The 21090-nt window shown below is 37.1% G+C and carries 22 protein-coding genes; 2 read left to right on the top strand and 20 right to left on the bottom strand.

What is annotated here, in order from left to right; translation table 11 throughout:
- Positions 1–7 precede the first annotated feature (7 nt).
- The 16 genes from IGI52_RS01775 to IGI52_RS01700 form a co-directional block, all read right to left on the bottom strand.
- Complete coding sequence (locus IGI52_RS01775) at positions 8–970, bottom strand: class A sortase (RefSeq protein WP_438780250.1); 963 nt, start codon at positions 968–970, stop codon at positions 8–10.
- A gap of 55 nt (positions 971–1025) precedes the next feature.
- The gene (locus tag IGI52_RS01770; RefSeq protein WP_438780249.1) at positions 1026–4301 is read right to left on the bottom strand and encodes a VaFE repeat-containing surface-anchored protein; all 3276 of its coding nucleotides are present in this window, start codon (positions 4299–4301) and stop codon (positions 1026–1028) included.
- A gap of 172 nt (positions 4302–4473) precedes the next feature.
- The gene (locus IGI52_RS01765; RefSeq protein WP_304570038.1) at positions 4474–4974 is read right to left on the bottom strand and encodes a hypothetical protein; all 501 of its coding nucleotides are present in this window, start codon (positions 4972–4974) and stop codon (positions 4474–4476) included.
- 33 nt (positions 4975–5007) lie between these two features.
- Positions 5008–5493: an antirestriction protein ArdA gene (locus IGI52_RS01760; protein ID WP_304570039.1), complete on the bottom strand. Its 486-nt coding sequence runs from the start codon at positions 5491–5493 to the stop codon at positions 5008–5010.
- A 16-nt stretch (positions 5494–5509) separates the two neighbouring features.
- On the bottom strand, positions 5510–6058 hold the full coding sequence (locus tag IGI52_RS01755) for a hypothetical protein (RefSeq protein WP_304570040.1): 549 nt from the start codon (positions 6056–6058) through the stop codon (positions 5510–5512).
- The gene (locus IGI52_RS01750) at positions 6048–7298 is read right to left on the bottom strand and encodes a replication initiation factor domain-containing protein (protein WP_304570041.1); all 1251 of its coding nucleotides are present in this window, start codon (positions 7296–7298) and stop codon (positions 6048–6050) included. Before IGI52_RS01750 ends, IGI52_RS01755 begins: the two co-directional genes overlap by 11 nt.
- A 395-nt stretch (positions 7299–7693) precedes the next feature.
- Positions 7694–8005, bottom strand: coding sequence for a hypothetical protein (locus IGI52_RS01745; protein ID WP_438780248.1), 312 nt, complete (start codon positions 8003–8005; stop codon positions 7694–7696).
- A gap of 27 nt (positions 8006–8032) precedes the next feature.
- Positions 8033–9532 carry an FtsK/SpoIIIE domain-containing protein gene (locus tag IGI52_RS01740; protein WP_438780247.1) on the bottom strand — a complete coding sequence of 500 codons (1500 nt, stop codon included), beginning with the start codon at positions 9530–9532 and terminating at the stop codon, positions 8033–8035.
- Between the two features lie 186 nt (positions 9533–9718).
- On the bottom strand, positions 9719–12241 hold the full coding sequence (locus tag IGI52_RS01735; RefSeq protein ID WP_438780246.1) for a S8 family peptidase: 2523 nt from the start codon (positions 12239–12241) through the stop codon (positions 9719–9721).
- A 4-nt stretch (positions 12242–12245) separates the two neighbouring features.
- The gene (locus IGI52_RS01730) at positions 12246–13205 is read right to left on the bottom strand and encodes an AAA family ATPase (RefSeq protein ID WP_438780245.1); all 960 of its coding nucleotides are present in this window, start codon (positions 13203–13205) and stop codon (positions 12246–12248) included.
- Between the two features lie 126 nt (positions 13206–13331).
- Complete coding sequence (locus IGI52_RS01725) at positions 13332–13748, bottom strand: DUF961 domain-containing protein (protein WP_438780244.1); 417 nt, start codon at positions 13746–13748, stop codon at positions 13332–13334.
- A gap of 2 nt (positions 13749–13750) precedes the next feature.
- Positions 13751–14101: a hypothetical protein gene (locus tag IGI52_RS01720; protein WP_438780243.1), complete on the bottom strand. Its 351-nt coding sequence runs from the start codon at positions 14099–14101 to the stop codon at positions 13751–13753.
- A 105-nt stretch (positions 14102–14206) separates the two neighbouring features.
- Positions 14207–14851 (bottom strand): hypothetical protein, encoded by a 645-nt coding sequence (locus IGI52_RS01715; RefSeq protein ID WP_438780242.1) that lies wholly within the window; start codon positions 14849–14851, stop codon positions 14207–14209.
- A 443-nt stretch (positions 14852–15294) separates the two neighbouring features.
- Positions 15295–16473, bottom strand: a complete 1179-nt coding sequence (locus IGI52_RS01710) for a tyrosine-type recombinase/integrase (RefSeq protein ID WP_438780241.1) — start codon at positions 16471–16473, stop codon at positions 15295–15297.
- Between the two features lie 104 nt (positions 16474–16577).
- Entirely contained in the window at positions 16578–16886 is a 309-nt protein-coding gene (locus tag IGI52_RS01705; protein WP_438780240.1) for a DNA-binding protein, read from the bottom strand.
- Positions 16876–17025: a DUF3789 domain-containing protein gene (locus IGI52_RS01700; protein ID WP_123874666.1), complete on the bottom strand. Its 150-nt coding sequence runs from the start codon at positions 17023–17025 to the stop codon at positions 16876–16878. The genes IGI52_RS01705 and IGI52_RS01700 overlap by 11 nt, the downstream gene beginning before the upstream one ends.
- A 181-nt stretch (positions 17026–17206) precedes the next feature.
- On the opposite strand from IGI52_RS01700, the gene IGI52_RS01695 reads away from it, so the two are divergent.
- Positions 17207–17425: a hypothetical protein gene (locus tag IGI52_RS01695; RefSeq protein WP_438780239.1), complete on the top strand. Its 219-nt coding sequence runs from the start codon at positions 17207–17209 to the stop codon at positions 17423–17425.
- A 21-nt stretch (positions 17426–17446) separates the two neighbouring features.
- On the opposite strand, the gene IGI52_RS01690 is transcribed toward IGI52_RS01695, so the two are convergent.
- The 3 genes from IGI52_RS01690 to IGI52_RS01680 all read right to left on the bottom strand — a co-directional run bounded on the left by IGI52_RS01690 (position 17447) and on the right by IGI52_RS01680 (position 18957).
- On the bottom strand, positions 17447–17599 hold the full coding sequence (locus IGI52_RS01690; RefSeq protein WP_438780238.1) for a DUF3789 domain-containing protein: 153 nt from the start codon (positions 17597–17599) through the stop codon (positions 17447–17449).
- 616 nt (positions 17600–18215) lie between these two features.
- Positions 18216–18434 (bottom strand): helix-turn-helix domain-containing protein, encoded by a 219-nt coding sequence (locus tag IGI52_RS01685; protein WP_438780237.1) that lies wholly within the window; start codon positions 18432–18434, stop codon positions 18216–18218.
- Between the two features lie 67 nt (positions 18435–18501).
- Positions 18502–18957: a sigma-70 family RNA polymerase sigma factor gene (locus tag IGI52_RS01680; protein WP_438780236.1), complete on the bottom strand. Its 456-nt coding sequence runs from the start codon at positions 18955–18957 to the stop codon at positions 18502–18504.
- Between the two features lie 177 nt (positions 18958–19134).
- Between IGI52_RS01680 and IGI52_RS01675 the strand changes: the two genes are divergently transcribed.
- A complete protein-coding gene (locus IGI52_RS01675) occupies positions 19135–20577 on the top strand; it encodes an IS5 family transposase (protein ID WP_438780235.1) in 1443 nt (480 codons plus the stop codon).
- Here IGI52_RS01675 and IGI52_RS01670 read toward each other — a convergent pair.
- Positions 20571–20951 (bottom strand): hypothetical protein, encoded by a 381-nt coding sequence (locus IGI52_RS01670; protein WP_438780234.1) that lies wholly within the window; start codon positions 20949–20951, stop codon positions 20571–20573. The two genes, IGI52_RS01675 and IGI52_RS01670, sit on opposite strands and share 7 nt — an antisense overlap.
- Positions 20952–21090 lie beyond the last annotated feature (139 nt).

Below are 21090 nucleotides of genomic sequence, written 5' to 3'. Positions count from 1 at the left end.
TTTCACTTTAAGATTCAAACTGTTTCCGTGTAGCTATATGCGTCAAAGCTAGAAGCCCAATCAAATAACCGACCCCAATTAAAACAGGTACCTCATTTAAGAGCGTAAACAAATAAATGCAGGCAATTTGGAATAGCGAGTAAATCGGTTCGTTGGACGTTTCAACCGAACTCATTCGTATTCGAATCGGTGATTCTTCACTAGTGCTGGAACTTTGTTGGTTCGTAATTTTTTCATGATTGATCCAGCGCCCTTCAATTATCCCCAAACCAAGTTTCACCTCTTTACTGGCTTCACTTGCCGGATAATCTTTCAAGAACTCGCTTTGCACAATCGCTCGATTGGAGGTATTTAGTCCACCTTCACAACGAATAAGTGTCACAAGTGGTGTCTGATCACCCGCAGGAATCGCCATCAAGTCACCACGACTTTGATCAACGATCTCATTTTTAATCGTCACATATTCATAAACATTGGTGAAATCAGTCAGATAAAAGACTTGGTGCAAGGTTGTTTTCGGCAAATTTTCTAGCGTTCCGCCACCTTGAACCAAATTGTGAGCCAAGAGAACATAGTTGCCTTTTCCTAACTGCTGATCCTGATAGTACGTTCCGACCCCAACCATTAGATTCTGATTGTTGATTCCTGCAAGAATTTTCGAATGAATATCAGCGCTGGGAATATACAACGCCCCTACGCCCCACTGGTTCACGATCTCGGTGTACCGCAATTGAGCTTTCGCATAAGCAGCTGGTGTGACTGGCTTAATTTGACGGGGACAATAAGTCGCTTTTTGTAGCTTCTTTTTTTGTTCGTCCCGATTACTCTGATTTATTTCAATCGGATGTGTCATTTGTTCCGCATGGTCATCGGCTTGTAATAGCAAGTAATAGCCGTAGTAACTCGCACAAGAAATGACGATCCCTAAAACGATCCATAGAAATGGTAACTTCTTCCATAGCTTTTTCACGACAACCTCCTCTAAAAATAGAAGCGCCCTAGTATGGACGCTTCGTTGACCTATCTCATTTTTTATTTTGACGTTTCTTGTTTACAACAATCAAAGGAGCACTTGCGGCGAACACAAGACCTAAGAGAATCCAAATATAGGGACTTCCTAATGATCCTGATGTTTGAGGCAACGTACCTGATGAAGTAGTTGGTTTTACTGGTTTATTGATTGTAATGGTTTGGCCTTTATTATTGAAGTCTTTTTCAGAAGCTACAGGCTCATCGTTATAAGTCGTTTCTTCAAAAGCGACCAATTGGATTTGACTGTCTTTACCAAATAATTGTTGAACAGCGACATCTTCAATTGTCACAGTGACCGTTCCTGTTTCTTCTTTTGGTGTGAACTTGATGGTTGAAGTCAATTCTTTCCCATCGATCATGACTGGTAGTTTTGTCCGAGTATCCATCCAAGTGACTTTTTGATCGTACTCAACGTTAGGCGTTAAGTCTTCAAAAGCGATCTTATCAGTCAATGTCACTTTGCCATCAGAAGTAACTTCTACTTTGCCATTCACGAGAGCTTGCGTACCGATCTTAGGATTTCTTACTTTCCCGGTTTGTTTCTCGTTCTCAAGTTCCTTTTCATCGGCAATCGGCGTGTCATTTGTCGATAGCTGCTCGTATGCAACTAAGACTTTTCCTTTCGCATCAGATAAATTGGCTTCAAACGGAACATCGATATGCCCTTCCAACAACTCAACGTCATTCAGTGTTGAAAATTCAGTTGCTTCTTCTTGTTCTTCCACATCTACTGGTTCTTCGGTATCAACAACTTCTTGCGTGGCTGCTTTTGGTTGAATCGGTTCTTTTGATTGATCCGAATCTTTTGTTGCTTCTTTTTCTTTGTCGCTATCGTTTTCTTTTGATTCTTCTTTTTCAGCCGCTTCTTTGGCGAGATTTTCATAGTATTCTCTCGCATTGATAGTAGAAGTGACGGTGCCATCCTTCCCAGCAACAACAGTGATTGATCCTGTCACGTTGTCTCCGTTCAGGTCTTTGAATTCTTTTTCAGATTCACGATCCATCATGATTAAGTCAAATTTGTAGGTTTGTCCTGAGATAAGGTTCTTATAGAATACCCGATCGAATCCTTTCACTTTTGCCAATGGAACAGAGAGTTTGGTTTCATTTTCGTTCTGATCATAGAAGAAAAACTCCGTATGGATTTCTGGTGTCACAAATTGAATCGCTTCCGCCTCGTTCGTCAAATCATCATGACGAGCGACTTCTTCCCACTCATTCGTTGATGGATTGTAGAATTCTAAGACATTGATCCAAATACCCTTTTTACCATGCATTCCTGTAGCATCAAAATCTAAATACACATTTTTTACAAATTGCGCTTGTTTCGCTTCGAATTCATTCACTTGTTTCAAGGATTCTTCGCCAAGCTGCTCACCTGTTCCAAACTCGACAAAATCAGAAGTCAGACGTAGTTTCGCATTTGCAGGTGCTTGGTTCGCCTGGATCATCACTTCATCCCGCAACTTTTGTCCGATCATTGGATTCACAAATTGTGCCCCGTCTTGGTTACTTGCTTGAGAAGTCAACCCAAAATTAAGCGTTGGATTATTTACGTTAATCGTGTTTTCTCCAGATTTCACTACGATCGATCCTTTGGCTTTTTCTGGATCAATGTAGTGACCTTTGATGGTTTTAAGCTCTTCCCAGTCGACTTTTGTGTTGTTCTTCAAGTCATTGGTGATCTTGATTGTCCCATTTTTATCCGTCTTCACTTTATGATCTTTCCCGTTGTAGTGAAGATTGAATTCTACACCTTCAAGATTTGCGTCTTTATCATCTTGTTTAATTAGTGTTAAATTGGCGTAACGTGGATTGCTCACATTAATCGTATTAGAACCAGATTTCACCACCAACGATCCCTTCGCATTGGCTGTATCAATGTAGTGACCAGCAATCGTTGCCGTTTCTTCCCAATCAATTTTCGTATTATTTTTCAATTCATTCGTCACTTGAATTTGACCGTTTTTGTCGGTCTTGACGGTATGATCTTTTCCGTTATAAGTCAATTTAAATTGAACACCTTCAAGATTAAGTCCGACATCATTTTTTTTGTTCAGCGTAACGTTCGCATATCGAGGATTAGTCACTTTGATTTCATTGGCACCTTCCTTAATGGTGATCTTCCCTTTGGAAGTAGCAGAATCAATATAGTGACCAGTGATCGTTGCTGTTTCTTCGTACTCCACCACTGTACCGATAGGATAATTTGGTGATTTTAAATTCCCATTTGCGTCTGTTTTTACGGTGGTTGATTTTCCATCAACCGTTAGTTTGAAAGAAACGCCAGCCATATTGTCGCCTTTATCATTTACTTTTTTCAGTGAAATATAGCCTTCTTCCTTCGCATTATGGAAGACATAGATTTTTTCAGTAGGCGACTTTGTTTTAATATCAGAAATAATATTGCCATCAGGATAATACGAATGCCAGAATTTATTATCACTAGGAGTATTTCCCCAGAAAAAGCCAATGTGACAATCGTAGTTAGTTACCGACACATCCGGTTCAAAATAAATAATATCTCCTTTACGCATGGTGCCACTCGCTAACATTTCAGAAACCGTATTGTACGTATCCGAATAAGTTGTCGCACGTAGAACATCACGCCAGTTATAGGCGTTCGCTGCACCACCAAATCCCGTACTATTATTCGTAATTCGTGAAATATCGCCTCCAGCCTTGCGAATAACCGTAGCCACAAATCCTGTACAGTTCATCCCAGGCCCGTAGCTTGTCGGTGCCCCGTTTGGACTTAAACAATAACCTTCGTCTGGATTTAAGTACAATCCACGATAAGGAGTACCCAAATAGAAGGAATCATTTTGGTGAGCAGTCAATTCAGCGTTAATTGCTTTTGTAGAAATATCGAAAAAGGTTGGTAAATCTGCCGATAATGCTCTCGCACTTCGGAAAAGAACTGGATCACCAGGAACACCAGCTCCAGACCCATAGACACTCCCATCCAAGGCTACTTCTCTTTGTTTATCTTCTTTATCCTCAGATTCCACATTCCCCTCTTCTTTTGTACTTTCAGAAGACTCCGTGCTGCTGGTACTTTCCGAGGTTACTTGACTCGATTCACTGGTTGATTCAACCGAATCAGCTTTCGTGTCTTCTGTGGACTTCGGTTTCTCTTCATTCTTTTGTACTTGAGTTGCACTGGTGCTTTCCGCATAAGCCGTAATTGCTTGAATTGGAATGAGTTGCGTCAGCAGCGTGACAATCAGCACGAGTGAAACTATGATTCTACTGATTTTCGTTTTCATAAACTTCCTCCAATAATAGTTGGTATTTTTCCATTCGAGTTCACTTATGGACTTCGATTTCTTACCTGATGAAAGGCGTTCACCACCTTTTTAGACAAAAAAATAGCAACGTTCTATTAGTGGGACTTCTTAGAACGTTGCTTTCGATACTTTATTCAATTTTAGACAATCACTATTTAACAACTTTCAAATGACACTTTTTCACAAAATCGTCTGGAATCAGCTTTTCTGCATAATCCGAATTGATTTCTGTCACGCGTACTTCACCATATCCTTGAAGATATGACCAAAATTGTTCTGTCACATTCCATTGTCTTTTTTTGACATAGTTCATAAAGTAAGTTCGCTCGTGATTCGCCTCATCCATTCGCTTAATTATCTGAACAAAGACTGGATCATAGACCACTCGTTTAAACTGACCATCTAACCACTCAAAAGTGACTGGATAGTCTATGCTATTCAACAATTTCAGTTCTCGTAAAAATAGATTCCTAAATTGTTCGAACAAATCATCAAAGCTCAAGTCTTTAAATGGAATCGTCAAAAGATACTCAGTCAATTTCGCTTTGTACCAGTAATAAATTTCGCCAAAGAAGGCTTTTCCTTCCTCAATATTCTGTAATATATCTTGATTCCCAAGGTGAAAGGAACCTGCATATTTGATCAACTCCATCGTATGAAAAACACCTTTCTAATCTAAAAAGAGCTACTTCATGAAACAGCCATCCGAAACATAAACAACTTGTCCATCCAATCGAATATCCCGCCCAAGAGCTTCTTCATCAATGTAGTTTTCTAACTCCTTGGGTACAGTAATCAAACCTTGATCAATCCAGTAACTCCCAAGTTTCTCGTCTGTATCAACATCTGCAAAAAACATGACATCCTCAGCGTTCTCCAACAAGTCTTCTTCTGACGAAAATAAATCTCCAATTAATTCTTTGGCATGGTCTCGTACCTCACTGGGTAATTCCGAATATTGTTCATACAATTCATTCAAACGATCCAGACTATCGTATTGGGTCACAGTAAATGGCGCATCTGAATCCAAAATAATGGTTTCCTCTTCGGATTCATTTAGACCTAGTTTTGTAGCAATATCAGAATAGTCCACTGGCAAATCAAACCAGCCTCCCTGAATCGTTCCACCAACATATTTAGACAAATTGGCAATATAAATTTGTGCTTCCATCAGACACACTCCTCACCTAAACGAATATATTTTCTATCAGTAAAACCGATCCTTGATAAAAAGGTTCATTGGCATAGCGACCAAGATCAAGTAATTCTTCTTGGATGCTCTCTTCCGTCATACCATGCTTAGTATCCTCACAAATAGATTGATTTAATAGTTGCTGCACGTCATCAACTGATAGAGAACTGTATTCGACTTTTTTGTTATACACTTCAGTTACACAGGTTGAATAAACGATCAGTGGCTTTACACCAACTTTGACAGCAATTAAAGCACTTTTTGGGACACTGAAAGAATAAAATTCAATCTGACTTAAATCACTTGGCTTCACCTGCCAACTTAACTCTTCAAACTTGAGTTCGTAACCTTTACGTACTTCCAGTAATCGTGCAATCTCTCGCCATGCCGGATCATCCTGAAATTCACCACGTTCGAGAATTCGTTCAATCAAATCCATCGAATAATTGAAGACACTTAATGCTCGAATCCGTTGATTAATCGCTTCGATTTTTTTTTGACAATAATTAATTCCTGAAAAAAGGTAGTCCTTGTTATCCTCCAACTAAATCACCTCCTGATGATTGGAACCAAGTAAGATAGCTTTCTTTATCTTCACTCAACTCCACATTTTCAATCGTCGCATTCACAAAATCTCTGCCGGAAAGTTCATCGACAATTTTTAACAATTTTAGCGTGGGCGCTACTTGGGTTTCAAACCAACGTTCCGCTCGTTCAATTGAAAACTTTTCTGCCTTCATGGAAAAGTTCAACTCTCTGACTGTCCGAAACATTTTGGCCCAACGCTCATTCACAATTCTTGATTCAGAATCAAGCAAATCATAAACCGTCAATTTATCATTGATCAATCCAGCACCTATCTCACCTAAATTTGTTCCGGTAATAAAACGATCAATGATCTCGGTTGCTTTCTCCGCAGCACAACGCAATTCATAGCGGTTGTAGATGCCGTATTTTAGTAAGGCATCTTCCACTGGAATCCGCTCACGATTGGCGATCTCATAGCGTTTTTCATAGAAGTTGAAGAACATTGGTGATTTTCTTGAACCAAAATAAAGGGATAGTCCTTTATTTCTAGCTACCCCTGATTCCGTATAATATCCACCATAGTTTTCAAATAATTTAAAGCTGTCTTCGATCAGTCCTTTGTGTGCTTTTTCCAAAATGGAAAACAAATCAAAGTATTCTTCATCTTCTCGCATCCACATTTCATCAATGGCAATATCAATCCTGCTGCATTGCATACGACTATAACAACTTTCTAGCATTCCTTGTTTTTGCCAAAGGTGCAATAGGTATTCTTGCCAGTCTGTTTTTCGTTCCTTCAATACCAGTTCATATTCACGGCATCCTTGCCCTGAAAACTGGATCAATACATTTTTCGTAGTTTCTTTTGTGTGCCAAAACACCCAGATATTCCCTCGTACAGATACTTGGTCAAACATGTAGAGTCCTGTTGAACGGGTTTCAAACTCTAACTCATCCATGCCTAACACTCGTTGGATAATATCTTTAGGTGCTGCATCAAAAAAGGACAAGCGCAAATAATCGATCATGACGCGCATTTCTATCCCATGTTTCATGTAAACACGAAAATACTCTTCGAGTTTTTGTTTCACCTCTTCTGGAATCGAGCGCTTGCCTTGTTCCATTTTTTTGTAATAAGACAAAGAGATGTCCAGTATTTGTGCAAATTTTCGTTGAGAAACTGGCTTTTGTTTTCCAGTCTTCGCATTGGATAACCCAAATTTGTATCGATAGTTTCGCAGTTCTTTAGGCTCCAATTTTTCTACACCTCAATTAAATAACGAAATCGACTTTTTTCGTCTCTTAAAAAAGAGTCGTCTACCTCTTGGGATGATTGACCTCTCATTTTTGTGTCCTTTCAAAATCGTTGAAAAGGACACAAAAGTCCATCTTCGATGAAGCCTTATATAGTCATCTTTGTTGAGCTTTTTTTGTTTCGTTATTTTATTTCTACCCCCCTATTAGATACTGGGGGGTAACGGTTTAGGGCAGGCGCAAGCGCCTGCCCTAAACCATCCACGCACACACTTGGCGTGTGCGTTTGCCCTTGCCATACGCGGCTGGCGCCGCTGCCAGTGCAAACGCCACGCTCTACTGAGTGCATGGCTATGCGGGCATAGTTACCCCACCAGTATTTTTAGGTGATCATTCCTTAAAAAATGTTCTCTTCAATCATCAATCGTTCCACAAGCTCTTCCGGTGACAAAAAGGTGGCGAAAATCGCAGCCATCAGCTCTTTCCTCTCCCTATTTCTCAATTGATAAAGCTTTTTTAACAGTAAAATATCTTCTTCTGTCAGTAAAATTTGACTTACAAGAATCCCATTCCTCAAAATATCCTTTCGCAAGAAGCGATAGGTGGTCCGTTTTTCAATTTTAGCGATCCACGAATACAGTGTTCTTGAAGAGAATTCCGAATCAATTAATTTTGCGGCCGTCCGTACTCGATAGTATTTTTCACTCACATGTCATCACCTCACTCGCTAAATAGATTATTCGATGGTAATATCACCAGCCTGATTCAATTTCTCTTGCCGCTTCCTCTGATATTCCTCCGAAACCATTTTTCTGATCTGCATTTCGTCGTTCACACTATGCCATTCATCCATCATTTCTCGATCTTTTCCAGTAATCCGAATAGCTTCAAAATCAAGTTCGATCATCTGATCGAATTTGGCAAACTCTTTTAAAAAGTCAAAATCGGATGGAACAAAAGGACTGTATAATTCTTGAGGAATGCCTTTTCCAATATCCAGATAGCCTCGACCGACTCCCGACTTATTGACGAAGCTTTTATTTTTGTTGTCGTCGCCGAAGGTCATTTTATAGCCCAACTCAGACAATCTTCCCAATGACACTTTTGCGAGTAGATTGTCTCGAATACCATTCGGCAAACTTTGAGCATCTGGCCGCTGCAAGGCAATGATCATATATACCCCAGCTTGACGACCTTGAAGAATCAACGGCATCAATACTTTCAATACACGATCTGTTTCTTTATAATCCAAGGTACTAAAAAATGCCGCCCATTCATCAATGATCACAACGTAAGGCGGCATTTCATAAAAAGCATAGTTTTTTCCCATTGTATAATTTTCGTGTTCTCGCATAAACTTGTAGCGTTTGATCATCATTTCAAAGCTATCTTCCAGCAAGCGAAAAATTTCTTCTTTTTCCATCACTACGTGCCCTTTGAACGCGGGCAAATCCGCCAGAACACCTAAGTCGGATTTCTTCGGATCAGCAATTTTCACCGTGCCGATTTCCATAAACACCTTGATCAATGTATAAATGAAATACGTTTTCCCACCGCCAATCCCACCACTTATGAGCATGTTCGGCATCTTATCGTATTCCCAGGAAACACCTTCCATGATTTCAATTGAGCCATTTTGGGCTTTGACCTCTTGGATAGATAAGCGGCGCTCAATGGTATCAAGCAGTAACTTGTAAGTGACTAGCATTGGCTTTCGATCAATTTCAACTAGATCACCAAGAAATAGTTCCTCCAATACCGATCCCATCATCAGAAATTCCTTATGATTTTTCCCTCCGAGTTTAAAGGTAAAACAATCCAACGAATCCTTTTTTTGATAGTACACCTTTGGTAATTGAATCAGTTCTTTCGATCCAGTTTCAGTTTTTTTCTTTTTGATTTCTACTAATTTATTTTCAATAAGGTATTTCAACAACCATTGGCAGCGTTGAAGTCTGCTAAAGTAGCCACCGTTTTCTTTGGATCGCTTCATAAGAAAAAGAGAAAAGACAATCGTTAAGAATAGCAGCCCTGACACTAGTGTTCCTAACATGATTATTTGTGTCAGAAGCTTTTGATTTCCAGCGATCACTGAAACAATATTTGTCCAATTTTTCCAACACAGCCAAACTACCAAAGTCAAAGTCGGAATCGAAAGGAAAAACGTGTACCAAATATTAAGATACCGATAGTACAATTGGATTTTCTTTCCTTTATAGGAGAATATACCTCTCAATTTCTCATCTCCTTTATAGTAATTTTATTTCTATACACAATCACTAATGAACAATGTAAACTTTTCAGTAATCACAGTATATTCGATTAATCCTTATGCATGATCCATTTAAATTTGAGCTATAAAAAATAACAGCCTAATTAAAGGCTGTTACGACATAAATATTTATAATAAGAAACTTACTTTTTAAATTCCCGTATCTATATCAATCTCAATACTTTGCTCTAAAGAAATCTGAGTAATAATTGACGTGTATAGGTCAATCTCTGTTTCAGGTGTCTCAATTGAAACTACTAAAGAATATCTCATTTTACTATTGTTTTTCCCTAAATAGGATCGTTCTCTCCACCATCCAATAACTGGATACACTGCAATATAATTGGCGTCACAAAGAGCCACAGCTGGCGCTTCACAAAAATCAGAATGAATTGAACCTACATCACGATTATTAGTGCCAAGATACCAATCCCTACTTTTAGTATCAACAGTGGTATTTTCATCTCGCATCTTGTAATTAATACGCTTTTCAAATTCTTCTAAGCTTTCATCACTACTGATAACGTCAAAGCGTAAACCAGCTGAAGGATATCTATATTTATTTTTCCATCCAACTTCTCCAGGACCAGGCTCAATGAAATATGAAAGTGTCACTTTCAATTTTGCTTCAATCTCTCCTAATTCCTGCAAAACTTCTTTTGGCCAAGGAATCTCATGAATGTGCATCTCATTCATTTTGGCATTATTAAAAGGTTGAATTTCTGATTCAATAACCAAATTCACAGAATTATTCTTACATTCAATTGCTTTTTCCAAATTTGGGATACCATATCCGCAGGAACGTAACAATTGATTTCTACCTTTTGTTTTCTTGTCATCTATACAGAATTGGTTAACCATTTTATTAGTCCATGTTGCTGAATGTATCATCAATGCACGTACTGTTTCTGGCCATACACCAGGATATTCACCATAAATTTGTGCTGCAAACCATGATGCCTGAGCAGTTGCAGAGCTAGTTCCACCAATAGTTGTCAACGGTCTTATCAAGAAATCTTTGCTTGTAGTAAGCAATTCTAAATCTTCACATTCTGAAACGTCAACGCCATTAGTAATCATATTACCTCCATCAAGAAGTATTTCTGGTTTTATTGGCCACTTATTTCCCCAATAAACTGATGTAGAACTATATGGAGACAGCTCTCCAACGTCAGCAATTGGTTGATAATCTTGATAATATGGACTTTCTAAATCAACATTATTACAGTACGCTCCAACTGTAAGAGCATTCCATGATTGACCTGGGTTTTCTACACTGTGTGAAATAGTCCCCTCCGGATAATGATTATCTTGCAATTCACCAGTAAAAACATTTCCAGCACTAACTAAAAACAGACGTCTTGTATTGGAACCATCTGCACCAGAAGTAATATTATCCACAGCTGCTGACCATGATGTGGGACTCCCATCCTCAGTATTATAATCCGAAGATGTCACAGCCATACAAATTGCTCTATCAGCTTTTGGATTTTCAATTTCTGAAAGATAAACTGCATTTTCAGTAATTGCTCCATATAGTTCAACTTGATTTTCTCCATTAGGAGGTAAAATTTTGACTGATTCAATTTTATGATCAATTTGAATTGGATCATTACTTACTAACTTCTCTTTTAGATCATTATAGATTGCCACCCCAGCCATTTGAGTTCCATGTCCAGCATGGTCACTAGCTCCCCATTCCGTATCAGCTGTTTGAATTGTATCAAGTTCACTAATCGCTGGAGAAATAAGCGGATGGTTAACCGTTAATCCAGTATCCAAAAGACAAACTGTAGATGTACTTTCATTAAAAGATGTACGTTCAAGTAAATCATCTATCCATTCCTGTTGGTCCTCGCCAGAAAGCTCCTCAAAAAACTGAACTCTTTCAGGTGCTCTACGAAATTCTGCGATGTAATCACACATTTCAATCAAATTTTTTAATTGTGCTTTGTTAACATAAATCAACTTTACTAATCGCTCAGGAAAAAGAATTTCTTTTTCATCAAATTTTATGTTCAATGATTCACAACAAATATTAAAATCATTAACTACTTCAGTTTTATTTTCTTTCGTTTGGAGTTCATTCTTAGATGCTAGATATCTAAGCCAAACTTCGCACCACTCAGGCTCCGCATCCGGCATGTCACCAATATTCCCAATCCAAAAAGAATCAAGCAGAGCTAAATGAATTTCTTCTATACTTGTAACAAAGTCTTTATTTTTAGGGTTGCCACCTGATGTTCTTTTTTCAGGATCTAGAAAATCTTCAATCTTTTTTAAAAATACAGGTTCTTTCCCCTTAGGAACATATACAGTAGCTTTAACAATTTTATTATCATCTGAAATGTCAGTTTCGTCACTAACAAGAGTTTCTTCCCTAACATTTAATAATTTGATTCCATGTGTATTATTCTCCAAATTTTTCAATGCCAAATCATATCCTGGAGAACTACTAAATTCCAAATATGTTCCAGTTTTATATCTAATGGCTGCTGCTTGCTTTTGGACAGAAGAGCGTTCGTAGCTATCCTGAAGTTTTTGTTGGATAAATTTTGCGTGCCTCTCACTATCAGGTCTTACTGGATAGTGAGCTCCTCCATTTCCTGGGCGACTAGAATAACCAATTGAGGTTTTTGTATTAACTAAAAAAATATTCTTGTTTTCAACCACCTAATTATGCCTCCTTATTTGAGTAGATTCTACGTCTCTCATCTACTAAGTTCAAAAGCTGTTCTTCGGTGATTTTTCTATCATATAAAATAGAGTCCTTAATCGCATCATCACAAATTTTGACTAGTTCCGCTTGACTTAGTATCTTCGATTTTTCAATTAACTTTTTCGTTGGCTTAAATCCTTTTTGAAATACAGACAATCTGTATTTGAACAATCTTTCAACTTCACTTCCTGATGGCAATGTATAATGTAATACATCATCAAATCTTCTGAATAAAGCTTGATCCAACAACTTATGATTATTTGTTGCCGCTATTATTATACTCTGAGAAGAATCCTGTTCGAAAAACTGTAGAAAAGAGTTCAATATTCTTCTCATTTCTCCAACTTCATTGTCCATACTTCTATCCGTGCCAATAGCATCAAATTCATCAAAAAAGTATACACCAACATTATTTTCTATTGATTCAAAAATTTGCCGTAATTTTACACTGGTTTCCCCCATAAATTTTGTTACCAATTTATCAACCTGTACCGTATACAAGGGTAATGAAAGCTCTGAGGCAATAACAGAAGCTGTAAAAGTTTTCCCCGTCCCTGGTGGCCCCTCAATCAAAATTTTTCTTCTATTCTCTAATCCAAATTGTTCCAATTTAGTCTTATTTTTATACTCGGTCAAAATCCTAATAATTCGTTCTTTGATTTCATCGGACAAAATTAAGTCATTTAAGTGATTTTCAGGCAAAGTCATTTGTAACATAGGATTGACTTTATTCATAGATATCACATTTTGTTTAGGTACCTTTTGTGTCTCTACCAACTTTTTTAACTCTCGGGCGAACTTAGTGTGATTCTGTCTGGCTTCATAAGCAGCAATTTGTAAAACTGTAGTTTTAAATTTGTCATTGTTGCCGTCTAAATGGGCCTTAACTAAACTTTTTATTTGTTCTGCAGTAGCCATAAAAAACACCTCCCTTGAGTAACTCTTATTCATTATAATAGTATTCCATTCAAACATCAAAGCAAATTTCTTATAGCATGCTATGATCTTTTGAGAGATATGTTAAGACAAAAACTGAAAGTACTATCAGTTTTTGCCGCTTTTAGAAATTTTTACATCCGATTGTGTTGGCCTTGAGATTGTTCCTTTTTCAGTAGTATTTCTCAATCCCTCAGCGTAGATATCTAACTCATAATACTCTCGATTTCCATCTTGAGCAGCAATATAAGTTAGATGAAATTCTGGATCGACTAACTCAACAGGATCACGCCATTTAAATGTTTCAATCTCAGCCGTTGGTGGGAACGTGACCCGACTTGAAATTTTCTTTTTATCACCAAAGACTAGTTCAGCCCTCTTTTTCGTGATCTCTCCTGTGCTTTGTCTTGTTTCATCGTCAAAACCAAGCACTGGGTCTTCCAGTGAACTAAAGCGAATTGCCCCTAGACTAGAAACATCTAAGGCTTCTGTAATGTTGTTATTGTCTTTAAATTTTAAAACCATGTTTACGCACCTTCCTTTACTGTTGCATTTGATAAATAAAGCGAGAAATCTAAATAGCCATTTACCGAGTTGATCACTCGACCATCATCATTCGTTTCTCGACTTGAAATCCGAACTTTATCAGGAACCAAGTATGCTTCAGCAAATTCAATCTCAACTTCACCTTCTGGGAAAGCCGCAGCACTTTTATCAACCACAATTGGTAAAGCACCATGTTTTTCAGAATCCCCATAGAATTTTACATAACTACCAAGAACGCCATTCACTTCTTTTGGCGCTTCTTTAAATTGTGTACCTAGAATGAAGACTCTTCCTACCCATTCTTTTTTAACTTTTAATTTTGTTAGTTTCAATTTCTTTCCTTCTTCCTACTTATTATTGATTTAAATTATTCGAGTAAACAAAAAAGAGAACCAGCTTTAATTAACTGATCCTCTATCATATTTATTCTTATTTACTCATTTAAAATTTCTAGTCAATTTTGCTACCTTTATAGTTCGATAATCAAAACCTATTTCTTCCATTAATTCTTCCCACGTTTTACCTGTTCTGCGCATAATTGTATCAACAGATGGCAATTTTTTTGATTCAGCTTTTTTTCTAAATTCAGTCATGGATAGATTATTTTCTAACCCCAATCGAATGATTTCTTTTCTTAACTCGAAAAGAAGTTCAAAATCTGAAATATTGCCTTTCGATTTTCTTCTGAAAAGTGGCTTAACATCATCGAATCTCTTTTTCAAAGTATATAAAGAAGGGACCTCATCTTTTCCGGAGGATTTTCTTTCATATTCTCTTTGTGAACGAATTGACTCTGATTCAATAAAATTGGCAACAATTTCTTTGATTTCATTATCATTCATTTTGGACCAACAATATCTCTCAACTCTATTTTTCCCTAAATGAATTAATAAATTAGCCCATGATTCGAAACGTTCTTTGATAAACCATACGCTGGGAACCTCATTAGGATATTCCTTCATTTTTTGTTGATATTCTCTAACAGATTCAATTTGATGCTTTTCGATGAAATCAAGTATAGCTTGCATCAACATTAAATTACTTTTCTGCTTCCATATTACTCGTTTATCATCTAATTTCATAACAGTCTATCCTTTCGACTATATTATAGAGAATATAGTTCTATCAACCTTTTTAGCCATCGTGAAGTACGCAACGGCTTCAATTCTCCCAAGAGCAGTCCAGCCTCAAGACTTGCTAAATTGGGAGCTTCGTATTGGTATTTTCGTATGACTTTTGTCGTCAACCTAAACCGTAAATTTAACCCTCTTCTGACTACATGTATCGTCAAACTGGGGCAATCTAGGACAAATACAGACAAAAACACCTGTTTTTACGAATTTAAGGAATTCAGAGAAATAGAAAAAGCCCTTGATATACAAGGACTTTTCATATTCGAAATTCGATAGATAGATTTTTGCTTTCTTATCTTCTGATTTCTTTGATACTTGCGAAATCGATTTAAGGCTGATATATCAACCTTTTTATTTAGCTGACTACATTTTGACTGCAAAAATCGGCTATTTTAGCTCTCCAATTCAGCAAAAGCTTTCAATGGTTTAAGCCGCTCGTCCGCAGTCAAATGACGATAAATTTCTGATGTAGATTTATCAGCGTGACCCAATCTGGCTTTCAGCACATCCCAACTACAATGAGGTGCAACTAAACTAGCCATTGTATGCCTTGCTAAATGAGTGTGAAAAGGTTTTGAAATTCCACAACGTTCTACACAATTCTTTATGTGGTCATTCACGTACTCTTTTCGGAAAGGAAGCCCTCTTTTGTTTGGTTCCAAGTAAACAAATAGATAAGTTCTCTCTACATCAAAGTTAACCTTTTTCCTCATGTCCTCTAAAGCATCAATCAAGATTTTTAGTTTCTCCATAACTAGAGGGGTAACAACAACTCTTCTTGCTGAACTATCAGTCTTAGTTGTTGAAATCTTGAAATCACTTTGCTTTCCTTTAGTGGCTGTTTGCTTATAGAAAAGTATTTCATTCTTTTCAAAATCGATATCCTCTGGCTGAATTGCCAAAGCCTCACTAATCCGACAGCCTGTATAGAAAAGAACATAAAACAAAGTGGATAAAGGCAATTCTTCATGAACAGTGGAATAATTCAGCAAAGTTCGTAGCTCTTCAATAGTCAGATACTTGCTATCAAGACTTTCTAAGGATTGCTTTAAATCATCAACACTCTTTTTGTACTTAGGCATTGGCAATCCACTTAACGGATTTACATTGAGCATATTCTTTTTGAGACAATACTTTAAAACCATATTCAATGTCTGCCTTATACTATAAAGCGTGTTTTTTGCATAGCCTTGAGAAGACCCGTCAATTCCTTTTTTCTTCAGTTGAAAAAAAAGTTCTTCTAAATAATCTGGTGATAGTTCGATTAATTCCATATCACCAATCCACCTATTTAATATTTGGAGCATTTCCCAACGCTTAATATATGTGGATTCCTTTTGTTCATCGAGAAGTCGATAGTAGTTGTACCATTGTTCGCCAACTACTGAAAATTTTTCTCGAAAGCCGACCAAATTTTTTCTGGATCGGTGTACCTTTTCCAATTCTAGATAAGCTAATTGAGCTTCACGCTTTGTTTTAAAACCTCTTCTAGTTGTTCGAAATGCTTGAAAAGACCATGTGACTTTCCCATAAGAGTTTATTTGTTTTTTGAATCTTGTTTTTTTTTCCATTTTTCCCTCCTAATATTACCGAAGGAAATCTGAATCCATTAAAAAATGACGCCGAAGCAATTCTATACTGTCTATTATAATACGCTCCCTTCGAAAAATAAACGCTACAAAGAACGCAATCCTCTTTTTTTCTCAATAAACTCTTGATAATTCATTTCTCGATACCATTGCAACACTTTTTCCTTTGAATAGTGACCTCGAATCCCGTACCAACATTCTGGAAAATCCGTTAGCTTCATTAAACGATTCAATGTGCTTTCACTGATTTGAAATTCCTTTTTTAAATCTTCGTTGGTTAAGACTAAAGGTAACTTGTGAATAGCAATGATTTTTTCAGTGTAGTTGTCTAAACCCTCTTGAAGCAGGGGATAAAGTTCATTTTTTAGAAATAATTCAAGTTGTTCATTCATCATTTTTTTCACTTCGAATTCGTTTTAGTTCAAGTTCATAATATTGCTCATCAGTTGCGGAACTGACTTGAAGTAAACACATTATTATTACTCCAAATAGGCCACCTAAAAAGAAGAGCATAATTCCTCCAAAAATACTCATCTTGGTTTCCTCCCGTCACGTTACTGTTTTTTTATTGCCTATACTTTTGAAACTGTTTCTAACACATAAATCTATTACTATCTCTCAAAATCATAAAAAACCACTTTAGTACCCTCTCCTATTTTAAAAATGCCACTCTAGTGGTATGATTAGTAAAAAGTAGGAGGGAGTGCAATTGCCCATGAATAAAGGAGTTGCAGATATTGCTAAAATTCAACAAATTTTGGAACAATCTACAGCAAAAGAGCTTTCTACTAATACTGGAATAAGCCTTAGCAATATAAAAAAGTGGAAGAGCGGTGAACGCTCAATCGAACGAATGAATCTAACCGACGCAATCAAATTAACAGATTATGCCAATAGGAACTTATCTGCTGAGATTGTAATTTGGAGAGAGTAGAGGTGTCATGTTTATGACCAACTACTCTCCATTTTTTATTGTTGGAAACTTTGATTCTTCATAGATTTCTTTCTCTGAAGCAGCGCCAACTTGAATAATGCACATCAAGCAAACGCCAATAAATCCTCCAAAGAAAAATAGTAATAGGCCGGTTAATACTGACAATTCAGTCATTCTCCTTTACAAAGCATTTTTGTTTCTACTACTGCTAGACTTCCCATCTGCTGAAATGGGAACATAGGACTTTCACCTCTCCGCAATTTACGCCGAGCTTTACAGAAGTATCATTATCATTCCAAACGTTATCGCTTCTACGGTAGCAAATCCGCAGATAATCGTAACTTAGTTTTCGCTCAGTTTTTTAAACTTCGTGGCGTAAGTCTGATTGTTGCTCAATTTGGAATTAAACGTGTCTAACAGGTTGTATTCAGTTTTCAAGGAACGATGTAGCTTTCGTATAGTAAATAAACATTTGGTTCAGAAAATGAAACCTACTTCTGATTTTTTTCATTTGTTGTAAAATGTGGTAAGGTTGTACGACTACTAATTTTGGGAGGTTTGACTAGAAGAACGATATTGAAAATTATGCTCGTCAATTCAGATATGATACAGAAGAAACGAAAAGGAAAAATGAGTTTGAAAACGGAAGCTCATTCTATTCTTAGCAGACATAGAGAATTTTCGTGACTTTTCCGCTATATGAAGTAAAATGAGTTTGGAAAACTATGAAAAAATAAAGCAAGTTTCTACGAGCTGCTACTCGAAAAAACTTACTCTATTCTATTATGATTTAATTCTTTGGCTGGGGTTTGTAATTGATATCAAACTGCCTAACAGCTTTGACAAATCGTTCAGCAAGCGTTTGATAGCAATCTTCATCAATGAAGCCATAGTAATTTTTGGAAAGCTTAATTAGCATTCCTTGAAACTGTTCGAGCAGTTTTTCCATTGCTTCATTGTCACCATCCTTAGCTTTAGAAATTAAAGGTAATAGATTATAGTTTTCCATTCGTTCTCCTCCCTATGCTTATTTTTGGCTGAAGCATAAGGAGGAGATCTATTTTTTGTTAAAGCTTTTATGGAGCCATTTCGAAGTAAACTTTCAGTTTTTTCATAATTTTTCTGCGCTGTTTTGATACAGCTTGACTACTAATACCTAGTGTTTTGGCTATTGCAGGGTCTTTTTCTCCTTCAATAAATCTTTTATACACAATGTATTTTTCTCTATCCGTGAGCTTAGCAATAGAGTTGGATAAATCAACATCATTTACATATTCCTCCAAGTTGGAGGCCTGGTCTTCTGTTAATTGTTCTAAAAGCTGTTCATTTTGATACTGAGCATTTTCGAGAAGAGTTTCATCATGAACAACAACAATTCCCTTTTTCTTTGAGGAGCGAATATAATTCATCTTTTCATTCAACATCGCTTGATAGATATATTTAATAAAACGGTAATTTATGCCTTTGTCATCGACCATATCACTTTTGCCCTCCGTCATTATATTGCCAATAACCCCTTGAAACTTTTTCAATTTTAAAATCTTTGGATTGGCCCATACGTGGCAAAATATTACTAACTAATGTCTACTGAATCGTTCAATTTCGTGATTATACCAGTACAATCCGTCTCTTTTTGATAAAATAAGTGCAAGACTTTTATCGATGAAAAACTAAAATCCATGCACTTTTATTATTTCTGGAGGGCTATGATGTATAAACCACACATTCATACACAACTTTCGTTCGAAGATTTTAATCAGCCGATCGGACTAAAAATGAATCCTGAAAACCGCTGGATCAAAAAAGCGGAACGAATTCCTTGGCTAGAACTTGAAAAGAGCTATGCCAAGAATTTTCGCAATAAAAAAGGAAACGTTGCGAAACCTCTGCGTATGGCGTTGGGCGCTTTGCTTATTCAAAAGGAATACGGCTACAGTGATGAAGAAACTGTCCTACAAATTCAGGAAAATCCGTACCTGCAATTCTTCATCGGTTTGCCCGGTTATCAAGACGAAAAACCTTTTGACGCGAGTTCAATGGTGCATTTCCGAAAACGATTAGACGAAACAACCTTGATTGAAATCAATGAAAAAATCATTGCTTTCAACACAAGGGCTGAAAAAATGAGCACGAATAAAGATGACCATGATGACGATGGTTCAAATTCTGGCACACTGATCTTAGATGCCACTTGTGCGCCACAAAATATCAAGTACCCTACAGATACCGAACTGTTGAACGACGCCCGTACGCATTCGGAAATAATTATTGATGCCGTCTGCGAAGAAAATCAATTGAAAAAACCTCGCATTTATCGAAGAATGGCGCGTAAGGTTTATTTGAATGTGGTTCGCCGCAAGAAAAAAAACAAAAAGTGGCTGCGTGCCCAAATACGCAAATTGTTAGGTTTCGTCAAACGTGATATCCGTATGATTCAAGAGTATCTTGATGAAGGTTATGTGTTATCAAATAAGCATCAAATTTGGTGGGGGACGATCCAAAAAATCTACGAGCAACAACAGTTCATGTATGACCACCGCACCCATTCTGTCGGGGATCGAATCGTCAGTTTCCATCAACCTTGGATTCGCCCGATTGTACGGGGAAAAGCTAAATCCGCTGTTGAGTTCGGAGCGAAATTCGATATGAGTGTGGATAATGGGATCGCCCGACTTGAGTGCACCAGCTTTGATGCCTATAACGAATCAGAAGTACTCGTATCGGCAATCCGTCGCTATCATGATCGACATGGCTGTTATCCGAAACGAGTGTTGGCGGATAAGATCTATCGAAACCGGAACAATCTGGCGTATTGTAAAGACCGAGGGATCCGACTTTCAGGGCCAGCTCTAGGGCGTCCAAAGAAAAATGCGAGTCGAGATAAAACCATCGAACACCAAGACAACGCGGACAGAGTAGAAGTGGAACGCGGGTTCAGTCTAATGAAACGCTGTTTTAGTGCGGGTTTGATCCGAACAAAACGCAGGGACACGACGCTTACCAGTATCGCTCTGAGTGTGATCGCCATGAATCTGTCAAAATTGACGGCAGATTTTTTACGCCAAATTTTCAGTTGGTCTTTGAGTTTCAGAAAAACATGGTCAAAGTCATCGAATTTTACATTTTACGAATATTTGGTAATTATTCAGTAGGCATTAACTAAATTTGAATACTTTAAATAAACTCCGTACTCACTAGATAAAATACTGATAATATCTTTATTGTTTACTGGTTTCGTTGAATTTCTAAGTATCTCAATAATGTAGAAAGCGATTCTTTCAAATGGCATTTTTTTCGTTCGGGTAGAAATTTTTCTTGGAGTATAATTTTCTTTCTTACAATTCCCATTTTCTTCCTTTGAGGATTTGATAGCCGAGCTCATAGGTGGCTTCTTTAAATCATCTAAAAGATGTTTTAGGTCATAATATTGCTTACTTAATTCCCTTCTTTCTGAGATGATTTCTTTCATCAAATTATAAATAATTTCTTTTTCTTCACATACGTTCAATTTCATATCTCCTTTCATAGCTTACCTTCATAAATAAGTAAACTTCGTAAAATAGAAATGAAACCAAAATACATAAAAAAGTGACAATTCGCCGAATCGCCACTTTAGAAGTCATTACAATTTTTTTGAATTAACTGATTAATATCTTCGTAAATCA

The sequence above is a fragment of the Enterococcus sp. DIV0187 genome (assembly GCF_051713785.1).
GTDB classification, from domain to species: Bacteria; Bacillota; Bacilli; order Lactobacillales; family Enterococcaceae; genus Enterococcus_A; species Enterococcus_A avium.
The sequence above is the reverse complement of the archived record's forward strand: the minus strand, read 5'-3'. Positions and strand labels throughout refer to the sequence as shown.